General features: G+C 36.9%; 24 protein-coding genes and 1 other annotated feature. Of the genes, 21 read left to right on the top strand and 3 right to left on the bottom strand.

Annotated features, from left to right (window positions below):
- Positions 1-10 precede the first annotated feature (10 nt).
- The 19 genes from mreB (at position 11) to pheA (ending at position 17817) form a co-directional block, all read left to right on the top strand.
- Positions 11-1030, top strand: coding sequence for a cell shape-determining protein MreB (gene mreB, locus AC3WVZ_RS21000; RefSeq protein ID WP_000466736.1), 1020 nt, complete (start codon positions 11-13; stop codon positions 1028-1030).
- A gap of 41 nt (positions 1031-1071) precedes the next feature.
- On the top strand, positions 1072-1923 hold the full coding sequence (gene mreC, locus AC3WVZ_RS20995; RefSeq protein WP_001135488.1) for a rod shape-determining protein MreC: 852 nt from the start codon (positions 1072-1074) through the stop codon (positions 1921-1923).
- A 14-nt stretch (positions 1924-1937) separates the two neighbouring features.
- On the top strand, positions 1938-2483 hold the full coding sequence (mreD, locus tag AC3WVZ_RS20990) for a rod shape-determining protein MreD (protein ID WP_233935340.1): 546 nt from the start codon (positions 1938-1940) through the stop codon (positions 2481-2483).
- Positions 2484-2518: 35 nt separating this feature from the next.
- Positions 2519-3205, top strand: coding sequence for a septum site-determining protein MinC (gene minC / locus AC3WVZ_RS20985; RefSeq protein ID WP_000391521.1), 687 nt, complete (start codon positions 2519-2521; stop codon positions 3203-3205).
- A 2-nt stretch (positions 3206-3207) separates the two neighbouring features.
- A complete protein-coding gene (gene minD / locus AC3WVZ_RS20980) occupies positions 3208-4005 on the top strand; it encodes a septum site-determining protein MinD (protein WP_000503309.1) in 798 nt (265 codons plus the stop codon).
- 133 nt (positions 4006-4138) lie between these two features.
- The gene (gene spoIVFA, locus AC3WVZ_RS20975; RefSeq protein ID WP_000797471.1) at positions 4139-4885 is read left to right on the top strand and encodes a stage IV sporulation protein SpoIVFA; all 747 of its coding nucleotides are present in this window, start codon (positions 4139-4141) and stop codon (positions 4883-4885) included.
- Positions 4878-5738, top strand: a complete 861-nt coding sequence (spoIVFB, locus tag AC3WVZ_RS20970; protein ID WP_000599058.1) for a stage IV sporulation intramembrane metalloprotease SpoIVFB — start codon at positions 4878-4880, stop codon at positions 5736-5738. The genes spoIVFA and spoIVFB overlap by 8 nt, the downstream gene beginning before the upstream one ends.
- Before the next feature lie 67 nt (positions 5739-5805).
- The gene (locus AC3WVZ_RS20965; RefSeq protein WP_065211815.1) at positions 5806-7194 is read left to right on the top strand and encodes an Rne/Rng family ribonuclease; all 1389 of its coding nucleotides are present in this window, start codon (positions 5806-5808) and stop codon (positions 7192-7194) included.
- A 77-nt stretch (positions 7195-7271) separates the two neighbouring features.
- Positions 7272-7349 (top strand) — a sequence feature (ribosomal protein L21 leader region).
- A 14-nt stretch (positions 7350-7363) separates the two neighbouring features.
- Complete coding sequence (gene rplU, locus AC3WVZ_RS20960) at positions 7364-7672, top strand: 50S ribosomal protein L21 (RefSeq protein WP_000270907.1); 309 nt, start codon at positions 7364-7366, stop codon at positions 7670-7672.
- Between the two features lie 11 nt (positions 7673-7683).
- Entirely contained in the window at positions 7684-8028 is a 345-nt protein-coding gene (locus AC3WVZ_RS20955) for a ribosomal-processing cysteine protease Prp (RefSeq protein WP_001973720.1), read from the top strand.
- A gap of 3 nt (positions 8029-8031) precedes the next feature.
- Complete coding sequence (gene rpmA / locus AC3WVZ_RS20950; protein ID WP_000944958.1) at positions 8032-8322, top strand: 50S ribosomal protein L27; 291 nt, start codon at positions 8032-8034, stop codon at positions 8320-8322.
- A 63-nt stretch (positions 8323-8385) separates the two neighbouring features.
- Positions 8386-8934 (top strand): sporulation initiation phosphotransferase B, encoded by a 549-nt coding sequence (locus AC3WVZ_RS20945; RefSeq protein WP_001003584.1) that lies wholly within the window; start codon positions 8386-8388, stop codon positions 8932-8934.
- Complete coding sequence (gene obgE, locus AC3WVZ_RS20940) at positions 8934-10220, top strand: GTPase ObgE (protein WP_000497128.1); 1287 nt, start codon at positions 8934-8936, stop codon at positions 10218-10220. The genes AC3WVZ_RS20945 and obgE overlap by 1 nt, the downstream gene beginning before the upstream one ends.
- A gap of 139 nt (positions 10221-10359) precedes the next feature.
- Complete coding sequence (locus tag AC3WVZ_RS20935; RefSeq protein ID WP_000276723.1) at positions 10360-11067, top strand: response regulator transcription factor; 708 nt, start codon at positions 10360-10362, stop codon at positions 11065-11067.
- A complete protein-coding gene (locus tag AC3WVZ_RS20930) occupies positions 11057-12139 on the top strand; it encodes a HAMP domain-containing histidine kinase (RefSeq protein ID WP_000865411.1) in 1083 nt (360 codons plus the stop codon). The genes AC3WVZ_RS20935 and AC3WVZ_RS20930 overlap by 11 nt, the downstream gene beginning before the upstream one ends.
- A gap of 93 nt (positions 12140-12232) precedes the next feature.
- A complete protein-coding gene (locus AC3WVZ_RS20925) occupies positions 12233-13009 on the top strand; it encodes an ABC transporter ATP-binding protein (protein ID WP_233935339.1) in 777 nt (258 codons plus the stop codon).
- Entirely contained in the window at positions 12984-14906 is a 1923-nt protein-coding gene (locus tag AC3WVZ_RS20920; RefSeq protein WP_233935338.1) for an ABC transporter permease, read from the top strand. The genes AC3WVZ_RS20925 and AC3WVZ_RS20920 overlap by 26 nt, the downstream gene beginning before the upstream one ends.
- A gap of 49 nt (positions 14907-14955) precedes the next feature.
- A complete protein-coding gene (locus tag AC3WVZ_RS20915) occupies positions 14956-16869 on the top strand; it encodes an ABC transporter permease (RefSeq protein WP_065211816.1) in 1914 nt (637 codons plus the stop codon).
- A 96-nt stretch (positions 16870-16965) separates the two neighbouring features.
- Positions 16966-17817, top strand: a complete 852-nt coding sequence (pheA, locus tag AC3WVZ_RS20910) for a prephenate dehydratase (protein ID WP_000621705.1) — start codon at positions 16966-16968, stop codon at positions 17815-17817.
- A gap of 104 nt (positions 17818-17921) precedes the next feature.
- Here the strand turns inward: pheA and AC3WVZ_RS20905 are convergent, their stop codons facing one another.
- From AC3WVZ_RS20905 to AC3WVZ_RS20895, 3 genes are all read right to left on the bottom strand, one after another.
- Complete coding sequence (locus AC3WVZ_RS20905; protein WP_000510677.1) at positions 17922-18569, bottom strand: MOSC domain-containing protein; 648 nt, start codon at positions 18567-18569, stop codon at positions 17922-17924.
- Positions 18570-18648: 79 nt separating this feature from the next.
- The gene (locus AC3WVZ_RS20900; RefSeq protein ID WP_000812275.1) at positions 18649-19191 is read right to left on the bottom strand and encodes a transcription repressor NadR; all 543 of its coding nucleotides are present in this window, start codon (positions 19189-19191) and stop codon (positions 18649-18651) included.
- Complete coding sequence (locus tag AC3WVZ_RS20895) at positions 19191-20333, bottom strand: IscS subfamily cysteine desulfurase (protein ID WP_000973778.1); 1143 nt, start codon at positions 20331-20333, stop codon at positions 19191-19193. The genes AC3WVZ_RS20900 and AC3WVZ_RS20895 overlap by 1 nt, the downstream gene beginning before the upstream one ends.
- Positions 20334-20484: 151 nt before the next feature.
- Between AC3WVZ_RS20895 and nadB the strand changes: the two genes are divergently transcribed.
- Together nadB and nadC are read left to right on the top strand one after the other, a co-directional pair.
- On the top strand, positions 20485-22014 hold the full coding sequence (nadB, locus tag AC3WVZ_RS20890; protein ID WP_233935337.1) for an L-aspartate oxidase: 1530 nt from the start codon (positions 20485-20487) through the stop codon (positions 22012-22014).
- A gap of 19 nt (positions 22015-22033) precedes the next feature.
- Positions 22034-22867, top strand: coding sequence for a carboxylating nicotinate-nucleotide diphosphorylase (gene nadC, locus AC3WVZ_RS20885; protein WP_017673424.1), 834 nt, complete (start codon positions 22034-22036; stop codon positions 22865-22867).
- The last annotated feature ends 27 nt before the right edge of the window (positions 22868-22894 follow it).

The raw sequence follows: 22894 nt of genomic DNA, 5'->3' as shown, positions 1-22894 counted from the left end.
GATAAATAATATGTTTGGATTTGGTGGATTTACTCGCGATCTTGGAATAGACTTAGGAACTGCGAACACGCTTGTATATGTAAAAGGAAAAGGTGTAGTTTTACGTGAACCTTCAGTAGTTGCGTTACAAACTGATACGAAACAAATCGTTGCTGTAGGTAGCGATGCAAAACAAATGATTGGTCGTACACCAGGGAACGTTGTGGCACTTCGCCCGATGAAAGACGGTGTAATTGCTGATTATGAAACAACTGCAACAATGATGAAATATTACATTCAACAAGCTCAAAAATCAAACGGTTTCTTCTCACGTAAGCCGTATGTAATGGTATGTGTACCATCTGGTATTACAGCTGTAGAAAGACGTGCAGTAATCGATGCGACTCGTCAAGCGGGTGCTCGTGATGCTTATCCTATCGAAGAGCCATTTGCAGCAGCAATTGGTGCAAACTTACCTGTTTGGGAACCAACTGGTAGTATGGTTGTTGATATCGGTGGCGGTACAACAGAAGTTGCAATTATTTCTCTAGGTGGTATTGTAACAAGCCAGTCAGTCCGTGTTGCTGGTGATGATATGGACGATTCAATCATTCAGTACATTAAGAAAAGCTATAACTTAATGATCGGTGAAAGAACAGCTGAAGCATTAAAATTAGAAATTGGTTCTGCAGGCGAGCCAGAAGGTATCGAGCCTATGGAAATTCGCGGTCGTGATTTAGTAAGTGGTTTACCAAAAACAGTACTAATTCAGCCAGAAGAAATTGCAGATGCATTAAAAGATACAGTAGATGCGATTGTAGAATCAGTTAAAAATACGTTAGAAAAAACTCCACCTGAATTAGCGGCTGATATTATGGACCGCGGTATCGTATTAACAGGTGGCGGGGCATTACTACGTAATTTAGATAAAGTAATTAGTGAAGAAACGAAAATGCCAGTTCTTGTTGCAGAAGATCCATTAGATTGCGTAGCAATTGGAACAGGTAAAGCATTAGACAATATCGATCTTTTCAAAACTGCTGCTCGATAATATTGCAAAATAAAAATCAGTGAAATTAAGAGGGTGTGAACGTGCCACAGTTTTTCTTAAACAAAAGATTAATTGTTTTGTTGGTTAGTATTATTCTTCTCGTGGCATTGATTGGAATCTCATTGAAAGAACGGAACAGTTTAACATGGCCAGAGCAGTTTGTTAAAGATACTGTCGGTGTTGTAGAACGTGTATTCCAAAAGCCAGCGAAATACGTAGCTGGATTCTTCGAAAATGTAGAGGATGTAAAGCGCACGTATGAAGAGAATAAAGAATTAAAAGCAAAATTAGATAATTATGCAGGTCTATCAGGGAAAGTAAAACAATTAGAAGATGATAACAAGAAGTTACAAGAGCTAACTGGTAAAAAAGAGTTAAATAGCGGGTATACTGAAATTCCAGCTACTGTTGTTTCTCGTAATCCAGATAAATGGTACGATTTAATTGGAATTGATAAAGGGGCACAGCAAGGAATTAAAAAAGATATGGCTGTAGTAACTTCACAAGGGTTAGTTGGAAGAGTGAAAAGTGTATCTCAGTTTACATCATCAGTAGAATTACTAAGTTCTATGAGCCGAACAAATCGCGTTTCTGCTATTGTACAAGGGCAAGAGAAAATCTTTGGATTGATTGAAGGTTATGACAAAGAAAAGCAATTACTTCTTTTCACAAAGATTGGCTCTGATGCACCGGTAGAGAAAGATCAACTAGTTGTAACATCTGGACTGGGTGATATTTTCCCGAAAGGTCTTGTAATTGGAAAAATCGTTGAAGTTCAGCCGGATGCATATGGCTTAACAAAAACAGCTTATGTAAAACCTGCCGCTGATTTAAATGACGTAGAGCATATTACGGTTGCTAAACGTGCAACACCTTCAGCGCCATTAGAATAGGAGGAGAAGAAGAGATGATGAAGATATTAAAAAGAGCAGCTCTTCCTCTTTTGCTCCTTTTTGTGTTTCTATTTGAAAATATGTTTGCTACTGTTGTTCCAACGGATGTATTTTGGAAAGACAGCATAGCAGCACCGCATTTCTTTATAATCGTCTTATGTTTTATTACAGTGTATTATAGTCCGGTCCAAGGGATTTATTACGGACTATTATTTGGCTTCTTATTTGATACCGTATACACAGAACTTGTCGGGATATATATTTTTGCTTATCCGATTTTAGCTTATTTAGTATATAGTGTGATGAAAGTACTACAATTGAATTTATTTATTGTTGTTTCTATCATATTAGCTAGCGTTGTAGCACTAGAGTATTATGTGTATGGATTCTTAACTTTATTAGGACGTACTCATATGCCAGCGTATGTCTTTTTCACAGATCGTCTCCTTTCTACTTTATTGTTAAATGCTATTTTCTTATTGATAGTTTGTTTCCCACTGAGACGATATATAGTGCGTCTTTCAAAAGCGATTGAAGAAAAAGAAAAAAGGATTTTCTAATTTTATGTCGAATTGAATCGGTGGGGTGAACTTTAGTGGAAGAAAAAAAGCAACAAAATGTAACGATAAAAGGGACAAAAGATGGGATAACGCTTCATTTAGATGATTGTTGTTCATTCTCAGAATTATTGATGGAATTAGACGAAAAACTTTCTACACATTACTACGATGGTGATGGGCGCTCTTTAATTGAAGTGCATGTGAAAGTAGGAAATCGTTATTTAACAGAAGTCCAACAAGAAGAGATTCGTACGTTAATTCGTAATAAAAAGAATCTTGTTGTGGATTCAATTGAAAGTGATGTTATCACTAAAGCAGAAGCAATAGCTTGGAAAGAAGAAACAGAAATTGTCCCTATTTCCAAAATTGTTCGCTCTGGACAAGTTTTACATGTAAAAGGAAATTTGTTGTTAATTGGAGATGTTAATCCAGGCGGAACGGTTATCGCTGGGGGGAATATTTTTGTCGTAGGATCATTAAGAGGAATTGCACATGCTGGGTATTATGGGGATTCGGATGCTGTAATCGCTGCATCTGTTATGAACCCGATGCAACTTCGAATTAGTGATGTGGCAATGCGGGCTCCGGAAGAGAAAGAAGACGGAGCGGAGGCGGCAGAATGTGCGTATATTAATGAGAACAATCACATTGTTGTCGATCGCCTGCAACTTCTCACTCATCTTAGACCTAATTTAACAAAGTTAGAAAGGGGAATTGTATAGCTGTGGGAGAGGCAATAGTAATTACATCTGGAAAAGGCGGAGTAGGTAAAACTACTACATCTGCGAACATTGGTACGGCCCTAGCGTTATCTGGAAAGAAAGTGTGCTTAATTGACACAGATATCGGTCTTCGAAATTTAGACGTAGTAATGGGGCTGGAAAATCGTATTGTATTTGATCTTGTTGATGTCGTTGAAGGGCGTTGCCGTTTACCTCAGGCTCTTATTAAAGACAAACGTTTTGATGATCTTTATTTATTACCTGCAGCACAAACGAGTGATAAATCAGCGGTAACACCTGAACAAATGGATGAATTAATACAAGTATTACGTCAAGATTATGATTACATATTAATCGATTGTCCTGCGGGGATTGAGCAGGGATTTAAAAATGCGGTAGCTGGTGCGGATAAAGCAATCGTTGTTACGACTCCAGAAGTATCCTCAATGCGCGATGCGGATCGTATTATTGGGCTTTTAGAAAAAGAGGATATTGAACCACCCAAACTTGTTATTAACCGTGTACGTAGTCATATGCTTCATGAACAGGATATGTTAGATGTTGATGAAATTGTACGTACATTGTCAATCGAGCTTCTTGGTGTTGTCGAAGATGACGATGAAGTTATTCGAGCTACAAATACAGGTGAACCTGTGGCGTTGCAACCAAGCGGAAAAGCAGCGTTGGCTTATCGTAATATTGCAAGACGCTTGTTAGGTGAGAATGTACCATTACAAGCATTTGAACAAGAAAAGGTATCGGTATTTGCAAAGGTGAAAAACTTCTTTGGAATCCGTTAAGAGCACTTCGCACATATGCGAGGTGCTTTCTTTTTTCTTCACACGAATATCTTTCTTTCTTAGCTCATACATATGTACAAACTGTATACAACTGTTTCTAATGAAATTAGCTTAACGAAAGAAAGGAGACAGTATGAAGAATAGACGCGTAGAAGAAATTAAAAAGCGGATTGCAAAAAGGAAGGCCGAGCAAGAAAGGATGGAGGAAGAGCAGTATTTTAACGGAGGGAATTTTGATAGTGAAGCAGTATTTATTGAAGATGGAGAAAAGGAAATGCATCCTTTATTTCGAAAGGAAGTCTTTTTCTTCAAAGTTTTATTATCAGCAATATTAGTTCTTTCGGTTGCTATTTTATATAAGAATGCTCCTTCTTCATTCAATGGAGCTAAAGCTGTTACAGAAAAAGTGATGAAAGAGGAATTTCAGTTTGCTACTGTAGCGAAATGGTACGAAAAGCAATTTGGAAAACCGCTTGTATTCTATTCGCCGAACGAGAAAAAAGAAGGAAGTATTCAGCAAAAAGATTATGCAATTCCTGCTTCTGGAAAGGTAATGCAAGGGTTTCAAAAAAATGGCCAAGGTGTATTTGTCCAAACAGCTACAAATGCAAAAGTGGAGTCAGTAAATGAAGGGTTAGTTGTTTTTGCAGGCAAGAAAGAGGAACTTGGAAATACAGTTCAAATTCAACATGCAGATGGTACGGAGTCATGGTATGCAAACTTAAACGATATGTCAGTGAAATTATATGATTACGTTTCAAAGAAACAAAAAATTGGAACGGTGAGTAATGATACAAATGATAAAAATGGAAAGTTTTATTTCGCGATAAAAAAGAATGAGAAATTTATTGATCCGATCCAGGTGATATCATTTGATTAAATATAGGGACGTTTTAACGAAAATTTCCGTGCATCCATTATTTTGGGTTATTATTGTCATTGGTATTTTTACTGCGCGTTTTAAAGAGTTACTACTGTTATTTTGTATTGTTCTTATTCATGAACTTGGGCATGCTTTTGCAGCAGCACACTATAATTGGCGTATAAAAAGAATTCAGCTTTTGCCGTTTGGTGGCGTTGCCGAGCTTGAGGAACATGGTAATAAGTCATTGAAAGAGGAACTTGTTGTCGTAATTGCAGGACCGATTCAACATGTTTGGATGATGCTGGTAGGTTATATGTTGTTCAAAGCTGGTTGGCTGAATGCAGATTTATATTATTTCTTCATGTGGAATAATATAATTATTTTAGCATTCAATTTACTTCCTATTTGGCCGTTAGATGGCGGGAAAGTATTGTTTAATGTATTATCATATCGTTTCCCTTATTTACAAGCACATGAAAAGATGATGCAATTGTCATGTGTTTTTTTTAGTGTAATATTAGGATGGCAGTTACTTTGGAATAGTAACAATATTATGATGTGGGTACTACTCATATTTTTAGCAGTGTCATTATATCAAGAGTGGAAACAAAGACGGTATGCATTTATGCGTTTTTTATTAGAACGTTATTATGGAAACAAAAGAGGAATCGAAAAGATTGCACCTATTGAAGTGCAAACGGAAGATCGTTTATATACGATCTTCACAAAATTTCGTAGAGGATATAAGCATTCTATTATCGTCCGTGGAAAATATAAAGAGCATTACACATTGGATGAAAATGAATTGCTCTATGCATATTTTACTGAAAAACGAACAACTTCATCAGTTGAAGAATTAATCGGTTAGTGTTGACGATAGCACTAACCTTTTATTATTGTAAAAGCAAAGAAGATTATAAAGTGAGGAAATAATTTTGAAAACGTTATATGTGAATTACGCTGGTTCGGAAAAGCGCGTTGCAATTGAAGAGAAGAAAAAGATTGTTGAGTTTTTATGGAAACGTAATGAAGAGCAAGAGATTGTTGGGCATATTTATGTTGGACGTGTCGTAAGAACAATTGCTGGAATGAATGCAGCTTTTGTAAACATCGGTTTAGAAAAACATGCTTACCTTTCATACGATGATGTACCATCTTCTTATCGTATACATGAAGGGCAAGCGATACTCGTACAAGTTGTGAAAGAGGCAATTGATACGAAAGGGCCTAAATTGACAGCGAATATAGAATTTACCGGGAAATATGTCGTTTATATGCCGTTTGATGAGATGCGCGCTGTTTCTCGAAAAATAAAAAATAATAAAAGAAGACAACAGTTACTCCAAATTGAAATAGAGGGAACGGGGGGGTACATTTTCCGTTCTGCTTCTGAAAAAGGAGCAATTGAAGAAATACAAGCTGAAATGCAAGGATTACAACAGTTGTATGAAGAGTTAAAAAGAAAAGAGGGTCAAGGAAAGGTGCCGTTATTACTTCATCGACCGGCGACCTTTTTAGATCGTGTATTTCAAGAGAACCCAATTGAAACAATTGAAAAAGTAGTTGTAGATACAAGAAGTATAGTAAAGGAATTAGAAGACAAAGTTGGAAAAGAAAAAGTATCTTTTTATAATGAAAAGTCTTCGATGTTTAACCATTTTGGAATAGAGCGTGAGATTGAGAAAGCACTCCAAAAAATTGTTTGGCTTCCAAATGGTGCTTATTTAATTGTAGAACAAATGGAGACGATGACTGTAATTGATGTGAATACGGGCAAGTTTACGGGAAAACAAAATTTACAAGATACAGTACTTCGCACAAATGAGCTAGCCGCTGAAGAAATTGCACGCCAATTAAGACTTCGTGATATTGGTGGTATGATATTAATTGATTTTATTAATATGAAAAAAAGAGAAGATAAAGAAAAGGTAAGAGAATGTCTCATAGCTGCTATGCAAGATGACCGAACATATACAAGGGTGCTCGGCTTTACGGAGCTAGGGATTTTGGAAATGACACGTAAACGTAAAAAGCATTCTTTACGGGACGTATTATTAAAAGAGTGTGTACCTTGCAAAGCGACGGGTTATGTGATGTCGCATGAAACAATTGCGTATGAGTTAGAGAGAGAACTAATCACATATGGCAATATAGAAGATGAAGCAGTATTAATCGCTGCGCCTAAAGAACTGCAAAAACAGTTTTTGCAAAAAGGATTACAAAAAAATGTTCCATTTGAAATTTATTTCAAAGATGATATTATCGAAAAGTATGCTATCGTTCGTTTTGGAAGTAAAAAAGAAATTGTAGAACGGAAAAAATAGTTAGCAGAACATTTATTGACAACCGTCTATGATTCATGATAACATCTTTATGTTATAGTTTATAGCACCTAAACGGCTATATGCTACAACCGCACAAGACAGGTTCCCTAAAGGCATTTATGTCTACCTCGTTTTTGGCGAGTCTTAGTAATTAAGAGGAGGTGCAAGTATGTACGCAATTATCGAAACAGGTGGAAAACAAATTAAAGTTGAAGCTGGTCAAGCAATCTACATTGAAAAATTAGATGTTGAAGCTGGTGAAACTGTTACTTTTGACAAAGTTCTTTTCGTTGGTGGCGAAAACGTTAAAGTTGGTAGCCCAGTTGTAGAAGGTGCAACAGTTACTGCGAAAGTTGAAAAACAAGGTCGCGCTAAGAAAATCATCGTTTTCAAATACAAAGCGAAAAAGAACAATCGTAAGAAACAAGGTCATCGTCAACCTTACACTAAGCTAGTTGTTGAAGCTATCAACGCTTAATTCTGGTTAACATGATTAAAATTACGATAAGTCGCACGAAATTAGGAAGTATCCAATCATTTAAAATGACTGGACATGCCGATTATGCGCCACATGGACAAGACCTTGTCTGTGCTGGAACTACAGCGGTTGTGTTTGGTTCTATAAATGCAGTGGAAGAACTTTGTAATGTGCAAGCAACTATTGAACTCGGAAGTGATGGCGGATTCTTAACGTATGAATTGCCTAATGATTTAGACGTTCATGCAGCAGAAAAAGCACAAACGCTTTTAGAAGGATTAGTTGTTTCGCTTAAGACGATCGAACTTGATTACGGAAAGTATATCCGTTTAATAGAAAAAGTGCAGGAGGTGTAACGTATGTTAAGATTAGATCTTCAGTTTTTCGCATCTAAGAAAGGTGTAGGTAGTACAAAGAACGGTCGTGACTCTCAGTCAAAACGTCTTGGTGCTAAACGCGCAGATGGTCAAACGGTTACAGGTGGTTCAATTCTTTACCGTCAACGCGGTACAAAAATTTATCCAGGTGTTAACGTTGGTCGTGGTGGCGATGACACTTTATACGCGAAAGTTGACGGCGTAGTACGCTTTGAGCGTCTTGGTCGTGACCGCAAACAAGTGAGCGTATATCCTGTTGCTCAAGAAGCATAAGAACTCACGGAAAACTCTAACCTGAGTGCAGGTTAGAGTTTTTCTATATTAAGGGGTATCTAAATGAATGAAAAATGGACAATTATAGATGCATTGCGCCATTCAAGACATGATTGGCTCAATCGTATGCAGATGGTGAAAGGAAACCTTTCCCTTGGAAAAGTGGAAGAAATTCATAGTCTCATCGATCGTTTTGTCCAAGAAGCGAGACAAGAATCCAATCTGATGGGGCTATCAATGCCTTTATTTTCAGAGTGGATTTTAACATATAATTGGAAACAGCAGCCGTGCTTATTGGAGTACGAAGTATTAGGGAAATTACATAACTTATCTCACTTAGATGAGACTGTATGTACATGGACGAATCAATTTTTCTCGATGCTTCAGCATAGTTTAGACGTATATGTTGAAAATTATGTTTGTATCACAATTGAATGTGACGCGGATAATGCTCGTTTCTTTTTTGATTTTCGTGGTAAGCTAACGAGTGTAGAAGAACTACAGAATTGGCTTGCGACCCAAAACAATAAATGGTATTCCATTTCTTATACAGTGCGAGACGAAGAAGTCTCAGTTATATTACAACCAATTGAAAAAAGTGTGGTGAAATAATGTTTGTAGATCAGGTCAAGATATATGTAAAAGGCGGCGACGGTGGTAATGGTATGGTTGCGTATCGTCGTGAGAAGTATGTACCAAAAGGTGGCCCAGCAGGTGGCGACGGAGGTAAAGGTGCAGATGTTGTTTTCGTAGTTGAGGAAGGCTTACGTACATTAATGGACTTCCGCTACCAACGTCATTTCAAAGCTGATCGCGGTCAGCACGGAATGAGTAAAGGTCAGCACGGACGTAAATCTGAAGATTTACTTGTAAAGGTTCCGCCAGGAACAGTAGTAAAAGATGAAAAAACTGGTCAAATTCTTGCCGATTTAGTAACGCATGGACAAACTGCTGTAATTGCAAAAGGTGGCCGTGGTGGCCGTGGTAACTCACGTTTCGCAACAGCTACGAACCCAGCGCCAGAAATCGCTGAGAACGGGGAACCAGGTCAAGAGCGTGATGTTATTCTAGAACTTAAAGTACTAGCAGACGTTGGACTTGTTGGATTCCCAAGTGTAGGTAAATCTACATTATTATCTGTTGTATCATCAGCGCGTCCGAAAATTGCAGAGTATCACTTCACAACAATCGTTCCGAATCTTGGTGTTGTTGAAACTGGTGATAACCGCAGCTTCGTTATGGCTGACCTTCCAGGACTAATTGAAGGCGCACATGCTGGCGTCGGACTTGGACACCAATTCTTACGTCATATTGAGCGTACACGTGTAATCGTGCATGTTATTGATATGTCTGGTTTAGAAGGCCGTGATCCATATGAAGATTACGTAACGATTAATAATGAATTGAAAGAATACAATCTTCGCTTAACTGAGCGTCCGCAAGTTGTTGTTGCAAACAAAATGGATATGCCAGATGCAGAAGAAAACTTACAAGCATTTAAAGAGAAAGTGGGAGACGAAGTAAAAATCTTCCCAATCTCAGCTGTAACAAGACAAGGTGTTCGTGACTTACTGTTTGAAGTAGCGAACTTAATAGAAACAACACCAGAATTCCCAATACATGAAGTTGCGGATGAGTCTGATACAAGTGTAATGTACAAATTTGATACTGAAGGTGTTAAATTTGAAATTACACGTGAAAGTGATGGCACGTTTGTTATCTCTGGTTACGATATCGAGAAAACATTCAAGATGACAGACTTCTCACGTGATGAATCTGTACGTCGTTTCGCTCGTCAAATGCGCGGAATGGGTATTGATGAAGCGCTTCGTGCACGTGGTGCAAAAGACGGAGATATTGTAAAAATTCTTGAATATGAATTTGAATTTATCGATTAAGACTGCCGAAATACGGCAGTCTTTTTTTATATCGTAAAAATCGGATTTATATAGGAAAAAATCCCCACTAATTAAATTTTCAATTTATAATAAAAAGGGAGTGGTTTTTAGAAGAATTTTTTATGGGGAGAAAACGAACATGTATAAAATATTAATTGTAGAAGATGATGAGAAAATCGCGGGAATATTAGAAGAGCATTTAGAAAGATATGGCTATCAATCATTTAGAGCAAGTGATTTACGTCAAATAAAAGATGAGTTTGTAAAAGTGAATCCTCATCTCGTGTTACTTGATATTAATTTACCGTACTTTGACGGTTTTTATTGGTGTCGTCAAATTCGTACTGTATCGAATGCGCCAATTATTTTTGTTTCTGCAAGAACAGGAGAAATGGACCAAGTAATGGCGATTGAAAATGGCGGCGATGATTATATTACGAAGCCATTCCATTTAGATATCGTAATGGCAAAGGTGAAGAGTGCGCTTCGCCGTGGTTACGGAGAGTATGCTTCTGCTGCTGAGAGTGATTGTTTAGGTGTAAATGGACTGTTGTTATTCCCGTCTCAGCATATTGTTGAGTGGCAAGGACAACAAACTGAACTGACAAAAAATGAGTTTTACTTATTAGAGTGTTTAATGAAACAGGTGAATCAATATGTAACGCGCGAAGAACTGTTAGAAGCTCTATGGGATGAAGTAGCATTTGTGGATGATAATACATTAACCGTAAATGTAAAACGTGTAAGGAAGAAACTAGAGGAGTTAGGCATTAAAAATGCAATTGTAACGAAACGTGGATATGGTTATGCGCTTCTTACGGAGTGGGGCGAAGGGCATGAAGGTTAAAAATTACCTCATGGACCGCTTTTCTTTAATTCTTTCTTATATTGTTAGCCTTTGTTTATTTGGGCTCGTTTTACAGTTGCAAAGTCTTTTAGAAAAGCGATCCATTGATTGGAGTACGTGGTTATATGGACTTTTATTAGGAACAGTTGTGTTTACTGTATACCTCATTTACGATTACCGAAAACGGAGTGTGTTTTTAAAGAGGATCGAAAAGTATGTTACTGGTGGAAATACATTACATGACTCTTTACTTATTGATGAATCTTATACATCAGAGCAAGAAATGGTCGTTGAATCTTTTACGTTATTAAGACAGCAATATATGAATGAAGTTCATAAACAGCATGCGAAAGAGCAACAGCAAATGATATTTATGAACCAATGGATTCACCAAATGAAAACACCAGTATCTGTTATTGAATTATTGCTGCAAAAGTTTGGCAAAGAGCATCGTGAGGCAAGAGCAACAGTTGAAAGTATTCGTGAAGAAAATAACCGTATACTAAATGGTTTAGATTTAGCGTTACATATGGCAAGACTAGAGCAGTTTGCGAAAGATTATAAGGTAGAAGTAGTAAATGTTATAGATGTCGTGCGAGGTATTATTAATGAAAATCGGAAATCCTTCATTCAATCGTCTGTATTTCCGAAAGTGATGTTTGAAGAAGATACTTGTATGGTTGCCTCTGATAGAAAATGGCTAAGTATTGCTATAGGTCAAATCGTTGTAAACGCAATTAAGTATACGAAAATTTCAGCGGCAGAGAAGAAAGAAATTCAATTTCAAATTGAAGAGAAAGACCAAAAGGTGTTATTACATATTAAGGACAATGGAATCGGTATTCCAGAGCAAGATGTAAAGCGTATATTTGATCCATTCTTTACGGGGGTAAATGGCCGTAAAACGAGAGAAGCGACTGGAATGGGTTTATATATTACGAAGGAAATTTGCGATAATTTACATCATGGAATGTATGTTCAATCGGCTGAAGGAGAAGGGACAACATTCACGTTCCAATTTGCAAAAGATGAAGAATATCATACATTGATGAGAAAAATGACAAAACTGTAAGATAACAAAACGTTTTGTAAGGGAAATCACTCGTTTCTTTTTCTTATTTTTCTTATAGTAAATGTAAGAAGAAAACACGTAGGGGGATTAGAAATGAGTGTTCTTGAAGTAAAAGGATTAACGAAGGTGTACCAATCAAAAGGTTCAGTAGCGACGACTGCTTTAAACGATATAAATTTTAAAATAGAAGAAGGCGAATTTGTAGGGATTATGGGTCCTTCAGGAAGCGGGAAAACGACGCTTTTAAATTTATTAGCAACAATTGATAAGCAAACTTCAGGTCATGTGCTTGTAAATGGTGAAGAAATTAATCAAATGCGTGCTGCAAAATTAGCGGAGTTTCGCCGTACACATTTAGGGTTCATCTTTCAAGATTTTAATTTACTTGATACGCTATCGATTAAAGAAAATATTATTTTACCTCTTGTAATGGCGAAGAAATCTGTAAATGAAATCGATGCGAAAGTACTGGAAATTGCGAAGTTTTTAAACATCGAAGAAATTTTAAATAAAAAAGTATACGAAGTATCTGGGGGACAACAACAACGTGCAGCAGCAGCGAGAGCAATCATTCATGAACCGACGTTAATTTTAGCAGATGAGCCAACTGGAAACTTAGGCTCGAAGTCAGCGAAATCGCTAATGGGCGCTCTGCAAGATTTACACGAGCAAAAGAAAGTAACGATTGCAATGGTTACGCACGATCCAGTAGCGGCTAGTTATTGTGAACGTATCCTTTTCATACGCGATGGGGAATTTTTCTCGGAAATACATAAAGGAAGAACGAAACAAGCCTTTTTCCAAGAAATTCTGGACGTACTTGCGATGCTAGGAGGAGAATATCATGAACTTTCGCCAGCTCGCGCTTAATAACGTAAAAGGAAATTGGCGTAACTATAAAGCGTTTCTTATAAGTAGTTGTTTATCGATTGTCGTATTTTTCATGTATGCTTCTTTTATTTATCATCCAGATGTCGTAAGCGGTAATATTAGTATGAGAAAGATGATCACAAAAGGATTAGAATCGATGAATTATATTGTGGTCATCTTCTCGGCACTCTTTATTTTATATGCAAATTCAACGTTTTTACGAGCAAGAAAAAAAGAGTTTGGTCTACTAACATTAATAGGCGGAACGAAATCGCAGCTCGGCCGAATGATTATATTAGAGCAACTGATGTTAGGTAGTATTGCAATTGTAATTGGTATTGGGGTTGGAATGCTTTGTTCAAAATTATTTTTCCAAGCGTTAAGCGTATTATTGAAAATAGATAAGACACTTCCACTTGTTTGGAATAGTAAAGCAGTTCTTATTACAGCTGGCGTATACTTTATCCTATTTTTAATCCTATCATTGTTTAGCGTTTGGACGGTAGGACGCTTGCAAATTATTGACTTATTAAGAGAAGCTAGAAAGCAAAAAGTAGAGCCGTTTGCATTTACATGGTTATGTGTAGTTGGTATAGGATGTATTATTGTTGCATATGTACTTAGCTTCCAAGTAACGTTTCTGAATTTCCTCATCCTCTTTTTACCGGTGGTAGGACTGACAATTGGCGGAACGTATTTATTATTTACACAAGGTAGTACAGTTGTATTAAAAGCATTACAAAAAAGAAAGCAATCTTTCTATACGTATCCAAATATGTTTGTTCTTAGCAATCTTATTTATAAAATGAAAGATAATGCTCGTTTTCTATTTGTAATTTCTATTATTACGGCGGTAGTATCTTCAGCAGTAGGTACACTGTACGTATATTTTGAAAATATGAGTGCGAAAACGGTAGAACTTACACCACATGCTATTTCATATGAGGAAAAGGGGTTAAATACGCATAATCTTATTAATGAAGAAAAGGTACAGGAGCTTGTGAAGAGACACGGGTTTGAAGATGCGCGAAAAGTAACCTACGTTAAACTACCGGCAACACAGAAAATAACGTTGTTTAATAGTGAACATGAAGTACCGATGACGATTATTTCAGAAAAAGAATATAATGCAGAAGTGCGCAAACAAAAGAGAGAGCAACCTACAGAAGTTCATAATGCACCAGGTAGTGCAACGATGGTTATGGTTGATATGTCAAATGAACTGATGAAGATAGATCGTACGAAACCGTATGAATTTACAATTAACGGGCAAAAGCAGTCTGTTCAATTAAATAATCCAACGCAGTATTCTGTTTTTAATGATAGTGAATATCTTATTGTAAATGATCAAGATTTTGAGAAATATGCAAAACTCGTACCAGATGAAGAAAAGACGAAATATTACGGTTATTATATCGAGGATTGGAAAAATACAGAAAATCTTGTATTAGATTTGAAAAATGAAATTGCACCAGAAAAGCAAGGAGAATTGAGAAATTCAGTGTTTGCGTATAAGGATATAAGAGAAGGTGGAGCAATTACAATGTTCATCGGTTTCTTCGTAGCGGTACTGTTCTTCTTCTTCGCTTGTAGTATGACATACTTTAAATGGTTTAACGATAAAGAACAAGATCGTATTCAATTTAAATCGTTAAAGAGAATCGGTATGACAGATAAAGACATTCGCAAAATTGCGATTCGACAAATGGGAGTTATCTTCTTTATCCCAATTTTAATCGGTTCCATTCATAGTGGAGTTGCTCTTCATACGTTAGGGAAAATGCTTTATATTGATTTATGGAAATCAGGTGCGCTTGTAATTGGAGCATACATTTTAGCTTCTGCCATTTACTTTATGATCGCGCAAAGAGGATATTTAAAACACGTAAAAAGCTAGGGGAACCTCTAGCTTTTTGCCTATGTAGTAAGTTACAGGAGGACGATAGATGAACATTTGGCAACTAGCGCTGCAAAATATAAAAGGAAATTGGCGTAATTATAAAGTGTTTTTCTTAAGTAGTTGTTTTGCAATATTTGCTTCTTACGCATATATGTCTGTCATTGTGCATCCGTATATGCAAGAGACGATGTGGTATCAAAACGTACGTTGGGGACTTATCATATGTAATGTTATAATCATTTCTTTTTTCGTCATATTTATTTTGTACTCTACTTCTATTTTCATAGAAGCACGTAAGAAAGAATTAGGGTTATATATGTTAATGGGAGCAACGAAATCTAACGTAATAGGAATGATTATGACCGAACAAATTTTAATCGGGGTCTTCGCGAATATTTTCGGTATTGTGCTCGGTATGATATTTTTAAAACTCTTTTTTATGGTATTTAGTATGTTACTGAGGCTTCCGAAAGAACTCCCTGTGATATTTGACGTAAGGGCGATTGGTGTAACATTTATTACATATATGGTCGTTTTTATTTTGTTATCTTTTATAAGTGCTTTACGTATATGGAATATAAAAATCATTCGGTTATTGAAAGAATTTCGAACAGATAAAAAAGAGAAGAAAACATCAAAGTGGCTTTGTTTATTCGGTTTTGCTTGTTTAGTGGGCGGGTATGCGTTGGCGCTACAAGTGACGATGACTACGATAGCAATATACTTTTTCCCTGTGTCTATACTTGTCTTTTTTGGAACGTACTTTTCTTTTACACATGGAGCTACCCAAGTGTTAGAAATGATAAAGCGAAATAAAAAGATTATGTATACATATCCGTATTTATTTATAGTGAATCAATTGTCACATCGAATGAAGGAAAATAGTCGCTTTTTCTTTCTGATGTCTATGGCAACGACGTTTGTAGTTACAGCAACAGGTACGGTGTTCTTATATTTTTCTAGCATGCAAGATATGTGGCGAACTGGAGGGGTACACTCGTTTTCGTACATAGAAAAAGGTATTTCTACTCATGAAGTCTTTGAGGAAGGTGCGGTTGAAAAATTACTGCATCACTATGAGTATGATGATTTTCAATATATGAGTTTTGTTGGAGTTTATGCATCCTTTCAGTCTAATAAGGGAGAAACAACAATAGTACCGCTTATAAAAGAAAGTGAATATAACCAAGAAGCAAGGAAACAAAGACAGAAAACGTATCGTCCTAAAAAAGGTACAGTGACACTCGTTTATTATAATAAATACAATAATTCGAATGTATATAATCAAAAAGAGATTCAATTGCAAGTAATGAATCAACCATATCAATTCGTATTTAACGGTCAGAAAGAAGGGGTTCAATTTAACCATCACCCTTCGTACATTAATGGTCTGTTCTTCGTTATGAATGATGAAGATTTTGACAGTATAGCAAATCAGGTTCCTGATTCTGAAAAAATGATATATAGAGGCTACACATTATCAAATATCGAAAAGACGAAGAAATTAAATGAAGATTTACGGAGACATATAAAACAAGATAATAATAATGCATTTCGAAGCAATATGGAGTTGTATGTAAATATGAAAGAAGTCGGCGATATTACTCTATTTGTAGGCTCATTTATTAGTATATTATTCTTTCTCACTTCATGTAGTATCGTGTATTTTAAATGGTTCCATAATATTGCATCGGACCGAAAGCAGTATGGTGCACTCTCTAAACTTGGAATGACGAAGGAAGAAGTATGGAAAATTTCTCGTTGGCAATTATGTATGCTATTTTTTGCGCCAATTATAGTAGGGAGTATGCATAGTGCAGTTGCATTATATACGTTTCATAATACGCTTTTTATGGATGGATCATTAAGAAAAGTAGGTTTGTTCATTCTGTTTTATATCGCAGCATGTATCATTTATTTCTTCTTCGCTCAAAGAGAGTATAAGAAACATTTAGACTAGCGAATGCTAGTCTTTTTTAAATATTCGAAATTTACATAGAAGAATATAAAAAAGTATGGTATAACAGTAAGAAAACGAAAAAGAGGGGAAAAGACGATGATTCGAGTAGGATATTTAGGACCAGAAGCAACATTTACAAATATGGCGGTGAGTCGTTTTTTTCCGGAAGCAGAGCATGTACCGTATCGAACGATTCCAGATTGTATAGATGCAGCTGCAAATGAAAATGTAGACTTCGCAGTTGTACCGTTAGAAAATGCAATAGAAGGTTCAGTGAATATAACGGTTGATTACCTTGTACATGAGCAGCCGCTTTCCATTGTAGGAGAAATTACAGTACCAATTCAGCAGCATTTACTTGTACATCCGCAGTATGCAGAAGTGTGGGAAGAAGTATATGCAGTGCATTCTCATCCGCATGCCATTGCACAGTGCCATAAATTTTTAAATGAAGAATTAAAAGGAGTAACTGTTCGAGATATGACATCTACAAGTGCTGCTGCACAATATGTGAAAGAACATCCTGAAGAGAAAATTGCCGCTATTGCAAATGAAGCGGCTGCAGAAAAATACGGATTAACAATTGTGAGACGTAGTATTCATACGCATAAAAATAATCATACACGTTTCTTAGTACTCCATAAGAAAAAGAAAGCAGTACTCCCGAATAACGGAGAGAACCGCGGAGAGAAAACGACGCTTATGATAACGTTACCTGCAGATTATGCAGGTGCCCTATATCAAGTGTTATCAGCTTTCGCATGGAGAAAATTAAACTTATCAAAAATCGAATCGCGTCCGATGAAAACAGGTCTTGGAAATTACTTTTTCTTAATCGATGTCGATAAAGCATACGATGACGTATTATTGCCAGGCGTAACGATGGAACTTGAAGCACTCGGTTTTTCTGTTACTGTGCTGGGGAGTTATTCTTCTTATTGGTTGTAAGATGTAGATGGAATGTTGGTGTTTGTCTAATCGTCAATATCATTTCATTGCCTAATATATTTTTTAATAGATTAATAAAATCCCACCTGCAGAAGGTGGGTTCTTTATTTTAACTTCGCAAGACGATCTTCTAATTGACCACGCCAAATATCAGCTAGTTCTGGAACAGCAAGAATCTTCTCGATGCCATCTTTATCTTTTCTATTATGAAAATAAATTTCGTTAGAGAATAAAACAGAAACATTGCTTGATGGACGTTCTAGTAATGTAATTTTTGAATCTTTACGTACAGTACCTTCTTGAAGAACGCGGCATAGGTAGCCAGTAAATCCAGTTGCTACAATACGCGGCAGTATGCCAGGGATGCCAAGACGTTTTGAAATTGTGCTACAAGGTACGCGAGCTTGCGTTACTTGAATGATTGCTTCGCCTAGTTGATATGTATCTCCGATGCATACGTCATGCTCTAACATATTTGTTACGGTAATGTTTTCGCCAAATGCGGAAGCTGGAAGTGTTGTTTGAAATTCTTTTTCCCATAGTGCGTAATGCTCGTGTGAGTACACACAAACTGCGCGATCAGGTCCACCGTGGTGTTTTAAATCTGCTACATCATCACCAAGGAAGCCATCTTTTGATAGGAAAGCTTCTTCGGTAAGTTCTTTACATATACCGGTAATCATTTCTTTATCTTCGCCATATTTCATTTGTTTCGGTTTGCCAATGCTAAAGTGAACGAGTTCAATTCCCATATTTGATCTCCTTTACGATTGATTACAATATTATAGCATTAAAAAAGCACAGAGAATGATAAAAACTCTGTGCTTTACATTAATAAACGAGAAATCCTGCTTTATCTAACGCCTCACAAGCAGCATCTAATTTTTCTTTAGAATCTGCCTCGATTGTATGTAAGTGAATACCATCTGTTAGTTGTGAAAGATAGGAAGCATTTGTGTTTTCGATTTTTTGTAAATATTGCTCTACATCAAAGCGATTGCTTACCATAATGGAGGCTGTTAAGTCACCGTATACAGGATGCTCAACTTTTACGTCTTTAATCGTAACGCCATGGTCAACAAGCATTGTAAGTTCCTGACGTACTTCTGCTGGTTTATGTTGGCATACGATTACGCGTTCAAAAGTTTGTTGTTTCTCTTGTGGCTTTAAATATAAATAGCCTTGAGCAGTTGCAATAATTGGTTCGTTTCGTGCTTTAAGCAAGGAAATATCTTGCACGATAACTTGTCTACTTACGTTCGTCTTTTTCGATAGTTCATTCCCCGATAACGGTTCATTTGCAGCAAGAAGCCACTGGAGGATAAGTTGTCGTCTTTCTTCACCTAAAATCTTTTTTTGTTCATTTTGTTTCATTATGATTTAACACCTCTATAAAATTGATTTCCAATTGTGTGTAGTGCATGAATAGTAGTATCAATTTGATCTTTCGTTGTTTGTTGTCCGAAAGAGAAGCGGACATATTGTTTTGCCTCTTCATACGTTTTTCCAATTGCAAGCATAGTTTTCGAAGGTTCTTGTTTGCCGACTTGGCAAGCACTTCCGGTGGAAATGGCGATACCATGGCGATTACATTCTAGCATAGTATATTGACCTTCTATTCCTTTTATTGTAACCCCAACAATATGTGGTAAACAAGAAGTAGAATGACCTTCTACTGTAATTTCTAGTGGAAGTGTTTGTATTTGCTCTAAAAAGTAGGATCGTAACTCTTTAAAACGTAAACTTTCTTCCCATTGAGTTTTTAATATATTTTCAGCAGCTGTTAAAAAAGATGCGATGCCGGGAACGTTCACTGTACCTGGGCGAAATCCTTTTTCGTGAGAAGTTCCTGGAAATACTTGTTCCCAGCGAGTTTGCGGATTTATGTAGCAAGCGCCGACACCTTTTGGTCCGTATATTTTATGTGCTGAAACAGAAAGACTATCAACCCCCATCTCAAAAACATGGATAGGCAGTTTACCAAACGTTTGCACACAATCCGTATGAAATAAAACATTATATTTTTTTAAAAGTGCCCCGATTTCTGTAATGTTTTGAACGGTTCCGATTTCAGAGTTTCCATGCTGTATACTTGCTAGCACAGTATCTTCCGTAATAGCTGCCTCTAAATCTACTAAACAAATGAGTCCATTTTTATCAACAGGAATTTCAGTGATCGTATAGCCTTTTGATTTTAGAGATTGAAAATAACTTCGAATGGATGCATGTTCCATAGGTGTCGTAATAATATGCTTCTTATTTCGGGCATTTAGAAGTGATTGGATCGCAAGATAGTTCGATTCCGATCCACCACTTGTGAAAAATACTCCTTGTTCTTTTCCTCCAATCATTTCCGCAAATGTTTTTCGGCAAACTTGTAATAAAGAAGAAGCCGTTCCTCCAATATCATGTAAACTTTGTTCATTTCCGAAGTATTGCGATGCTGCTTTCATATATGTTTGTAACGCTTCCTCGCTCATAGGTGTAGTAGCTGCATAGTCAAGATATATCATCATGTAAGTTCCTCTCTCTAGTAAGAGTTACATTTCTTTTACTTTTTAAATGGTAGTGAAAATAAGAATTAAAAAAAACTCTTGTCATTATTTTAAAACTATGTAAATATAGGTGTCAAGACAGTTGAAAAGTGTAAAGTAGGAGGCAACAATTATGCCAAGCGCAGATGTCTTAATTATTGGAAGTGGCGTTGCGGCACTTCGTGTTGCAAAAGAGATTTGTCACGAAAAGAATGTGATTATTATCACAAAGGAGACGAAACGTAATAATAATACACATTTAGCTCAAGGTGGAATTGCCGCAGCGGTAGCTACATACGACAATCCTAATGATCATTTTGAAGATACGCTAGTAGCAGGGTGTCATTATAACAATGAAGAAGTGGTCCGTTATTTAGTCGAGGAAGGACCGAAAGAAATTAATAACCTTATTGAAAATGGAATGAAATTTGATGGAGATGAAACAGGTCCTCATCTTGGAAAAGAAGGAGCGCATCGAAAACGTCGTATTTTACATGCAGGTGGCGATGCAACAGGAAAGAATTTATTAGAGCATCTTATTCAAGAAGTAGCTCCATACGTTACGGTAGTGGAACAGGAAATGGTGCTCGATTTTATTATAGAAAAAGATAAATGTGTTGGGGCTTTAACTCGCAACAATAAAGGAGAATTGAAACGTTACAATGCAGATTATACGGTGTTAGCTTCAGGCGGTATTGGCGGTTTATACGCCTTTACTTCTAATGATGAGACGATTACAGGCGATGGACTTGCAATGGTGTACCGTGCAGGCGGAGAGCTTGTAGATTTAGAGTTTATACAATTTCATCCGACGATGTTATACGCGGGTGGGCGTTGTTCTGGTCTTGTGTCCGAAGCTGTTCGCGGAGAAGGAGCTGTCCTTGTAAATGGAAAAGGGCAGCGTTTTATGATGGATATACATTCCGAACAGGATTTAGCGCCTCGTGATGTAGTCGCAAGGGCTATTCATGAACAGCTACTTGCGGGTGAAAAAGTGTACTTAAACATCGAAATGATTCAAAACTTTGAACAACGCTTTCCGACCGTGTCATCGATATGTAAAACAAATGGAGTCGATATAAATAAAAAACTTATTCCAGTCGTGCCTGGTACTCATTTTCACATGGGCGGCGTGAAAACGAACTGTGATGGAGAGACGTCTATTCCGAACTTATACGCAGTCGGTGAAGTAGCTTGTAACGGGGTTCATGGTGCAAATAGATTAGCGAGTAATTCATTATTAGAAGGTCTTGTGTTTGGAAAAAGAATCGGACGACACATTTTATCTAGAGAGACAAAAGAAAAGGTGAACATGCTAGCCGAAAAGGAAGCAAAGTTTATCATTCTGAATCATTTACCGACGAAAGAAGAAATACAAAAATGCATGATGAAATATGTTGGGATTGTGCGAACAGAGCAAAGTTTATCTTATGCGAAGAGATGGCTTAGTAAGTATGGTGTTCGAAATATGATATTACAACATGATGTTCTTACGAATGAAGAGATAACGCTTATTAATATGTTAACGGTTTGTGAGCTTATAGTTGTGTCAGCCTTGCAAAGAGAAGAAAGTATTGGCGGGCATTACCGGAGTGATTATCCAGATAGAAATATAGGAAAGAAAGAGATTGTTCGAGTAAAGAGAAAACGACAACTTGTGTAATGAGGGGAAGAGGGGCTTTATGAACACGATAAAAGTTAAAGAAGCATTAAATCGATTTTTTTTAGAAGATATAGGGGAAAGAGATGTAACATCTCAGCTTATTTTTCCAGATAACTTGCTTTCGAAAGGAACGTTTCTTGCGAAGGATACAGGGGTCTTTGCAGGACGTTTAGTAATTGAATCAGGATTTAAATTAATTGATGAGAGAATTGAAGTAGAGCTTCATAAAAAAGATGGGGACCTTGTAGAAAAAGGCGAAATCATTGCAACTGTGCAAGGTCCAATTGCATCGTTATTAACAGCAGAGCGCGTTATATTAAATGTTATTCAGCGTATGAGCGGAATAGCGACGATGACGCGTAAAGCGGTTCTTGCTTTAGATAGCAGTCATACTCGCATTTGTGATACGCGAAAAACGATGCCAGGACTACGTATGTTTGATAAGCATGCAGTCGTGTGCGGCGGTGGATTTAATCATCGCTTCGGTTTATATGATGGTGTCATGATTAAAGACAATCATATTGTGTTTGCTGGTTCTATTACAAAAGCTGTTACATCAGTGAAAGAGAAGTTAGGACATATGGTGAAAGTAGAAGTAGAAACAGAAACTGAGGAACAGGTGAGAGAGGCTGTTGCTGCTGGTGCTGATATTATTATGTTCGATAATCGTACGCCAGATGAAATCCGGGAGTTTTCAAAAATTGTACCAAGTGCTATCGTTACAGAAGCTTCAGGGGGCATCACAATTGAAGATTTACCGAAATACGGAAAAACAGGGGTAGATTATATTTCACTTGGAGCGTTAACACATTCAGTGAAAGCACTTGATATTAGTTTCAATATTGAAGGATAAGGAAAGTGGCTTAGAGGGGAGAAACGT

It is taken from the genome of Bacillus sp. CPT56D-587-MTF, assembly GCF_058792335.1.
The sequence above is the reverse complement of the archived record's forward strand: the minus strand, read 5'-3'. Positions and strand labels throughout refer to the sequence as shown.

Excerpts from the sequence above, each read along its gene's own strand:
- mreB (WP_000466736.1), top strand. The coding sequence starts at position 11 with ATGTTTGGATTTGGTGGATTTACTCGCGATCTTGGAATAGACTTAGGA.
- mreD (WP_233935340.1), top strand. The coding sequence starts at position 1,938 with ATGATGAAGATATTAAAAAGAGCAGCTCTTCCTCTTTTGCTCCTTTTT.
- spoIVFA (WP_000797471.1), top strand. The coding sequence starts at position 4,139 with ATGAAGAATAGACGCGTAGAAGAAATTAAAAAGCGGATTGCAAAAAGG.
- rplU (WP_000270907.1), top strand. The coding sequence starts at position 7,364 with ATGTACGCAATTATCGAAACAGGTGGAAAACAAATTAAAGTTGAAGCT.
- AC3WVZ_RS20955 (WP_001973720.1), top strand. The coding sequence starts at position 7,684 with ATGATTAAAATTACGATAAGTCGCACGAAATTAGGAAGTATCCAATCA.
- rpmA (WP_000944958.1), top strand. The coding sequence starts at position 8,032 with ATGTTAAGATTAGATCTTCAGTTTTTCGCATCTAAGAAAGGTGTAGGT.
- AC3WVZ_RS20945 (WP_001003584.1), top strand. The coding sequence starts at position 8,386 with ATGAATGAAAAATGGACAATTATAGATGCATTGCGCCATTCAAGACAT.
- obgE (WP_000497128.1), top strand. The coding sequence starts at position 8,934 with ATGTTTGTAGATCAGGTCAAGATATATGTAAAAGGCGGCGACGGTGGT.
- AC3WVZ_RS20935 (WP_000276723.1), top strand. The coding sequence starts at position 10,360 with ATGTATAAAATATTAATTGTAGAAGATGATGAGAAAATCGCGGGAATA.
- AC3WVZ_RS20930 (WP_000865411.1), top strand. The coding sequence starts at position 11,057 with ATGAAGGTTAAAAATTACCTCATGGACCGCTTTTCTTTAATTCTTTCT.
- AC3WVZ_RS20925 (WP_233935339.1), top strand. The coding sequence starts at position 12,233 with ATGAGTGTTCTTGAAGTAAAAGGATTAACGAAGGTGTACCAATCAAAA.
- AC3WVZ_RS20920 (WP_233935338.1), top strand. The coding sequence starts at position 12,984 with ATGAACTTTCGCCAGCTCGCGCTTAATAACGTAAAAGGAAATTGGCGT.
- AC3WVZ_RS20915 (WP_065211816.1), top strand. The coding sequence starts at position 14,956 with ATGAACATTTGGCAACTAGCGCTGCAAAATATAAAAGGAAATTGGCGT.
- pheA (WP_000621705.1), top strand. The coding sequence starts at position 16,966 with ATGATTCGAGTAGGATATTTAGGACCAGAAGCAACATTTACAAATATG.
- AC3WVZ_RS20905 (WP_000510677.1), bottom strand. The coding sequence starts at position 18,569 with ATGGGAATTGAACTCGTTCACTTTAGCATTGGCAAACCGAAACAAATG.
- AC3WVZ_RS20900 (WP_000812275.1), bottom strand. The coding sequence starts at position 19,191 with ATGAAACAAAATGAACAAAAAAAGATTTTAGGTGAAGAAAGACGACAA.
- AC3WVZ_RS20895 (WP_000973778.1), bottom strand. The coding sequence starts at position 20,333 with ATGATGATATATCTTGACTATGCAGCTACTACACCTATGAGCGAGGAA.
- nadB (WP_233935337.1), top strand. The coding sequence starts at position 20,485 with ATGCCAAGCGCAGATGTCTTAATTATTGGAAGTGGCGTTGCGGCACTT.
- nadC (WP_017673424.1), top strand. The coding sequence starts at position 22,034 with ATGAACACGATAAAAGTTAAAGAAGCATTAAATCGATTTTTTTTAGAA.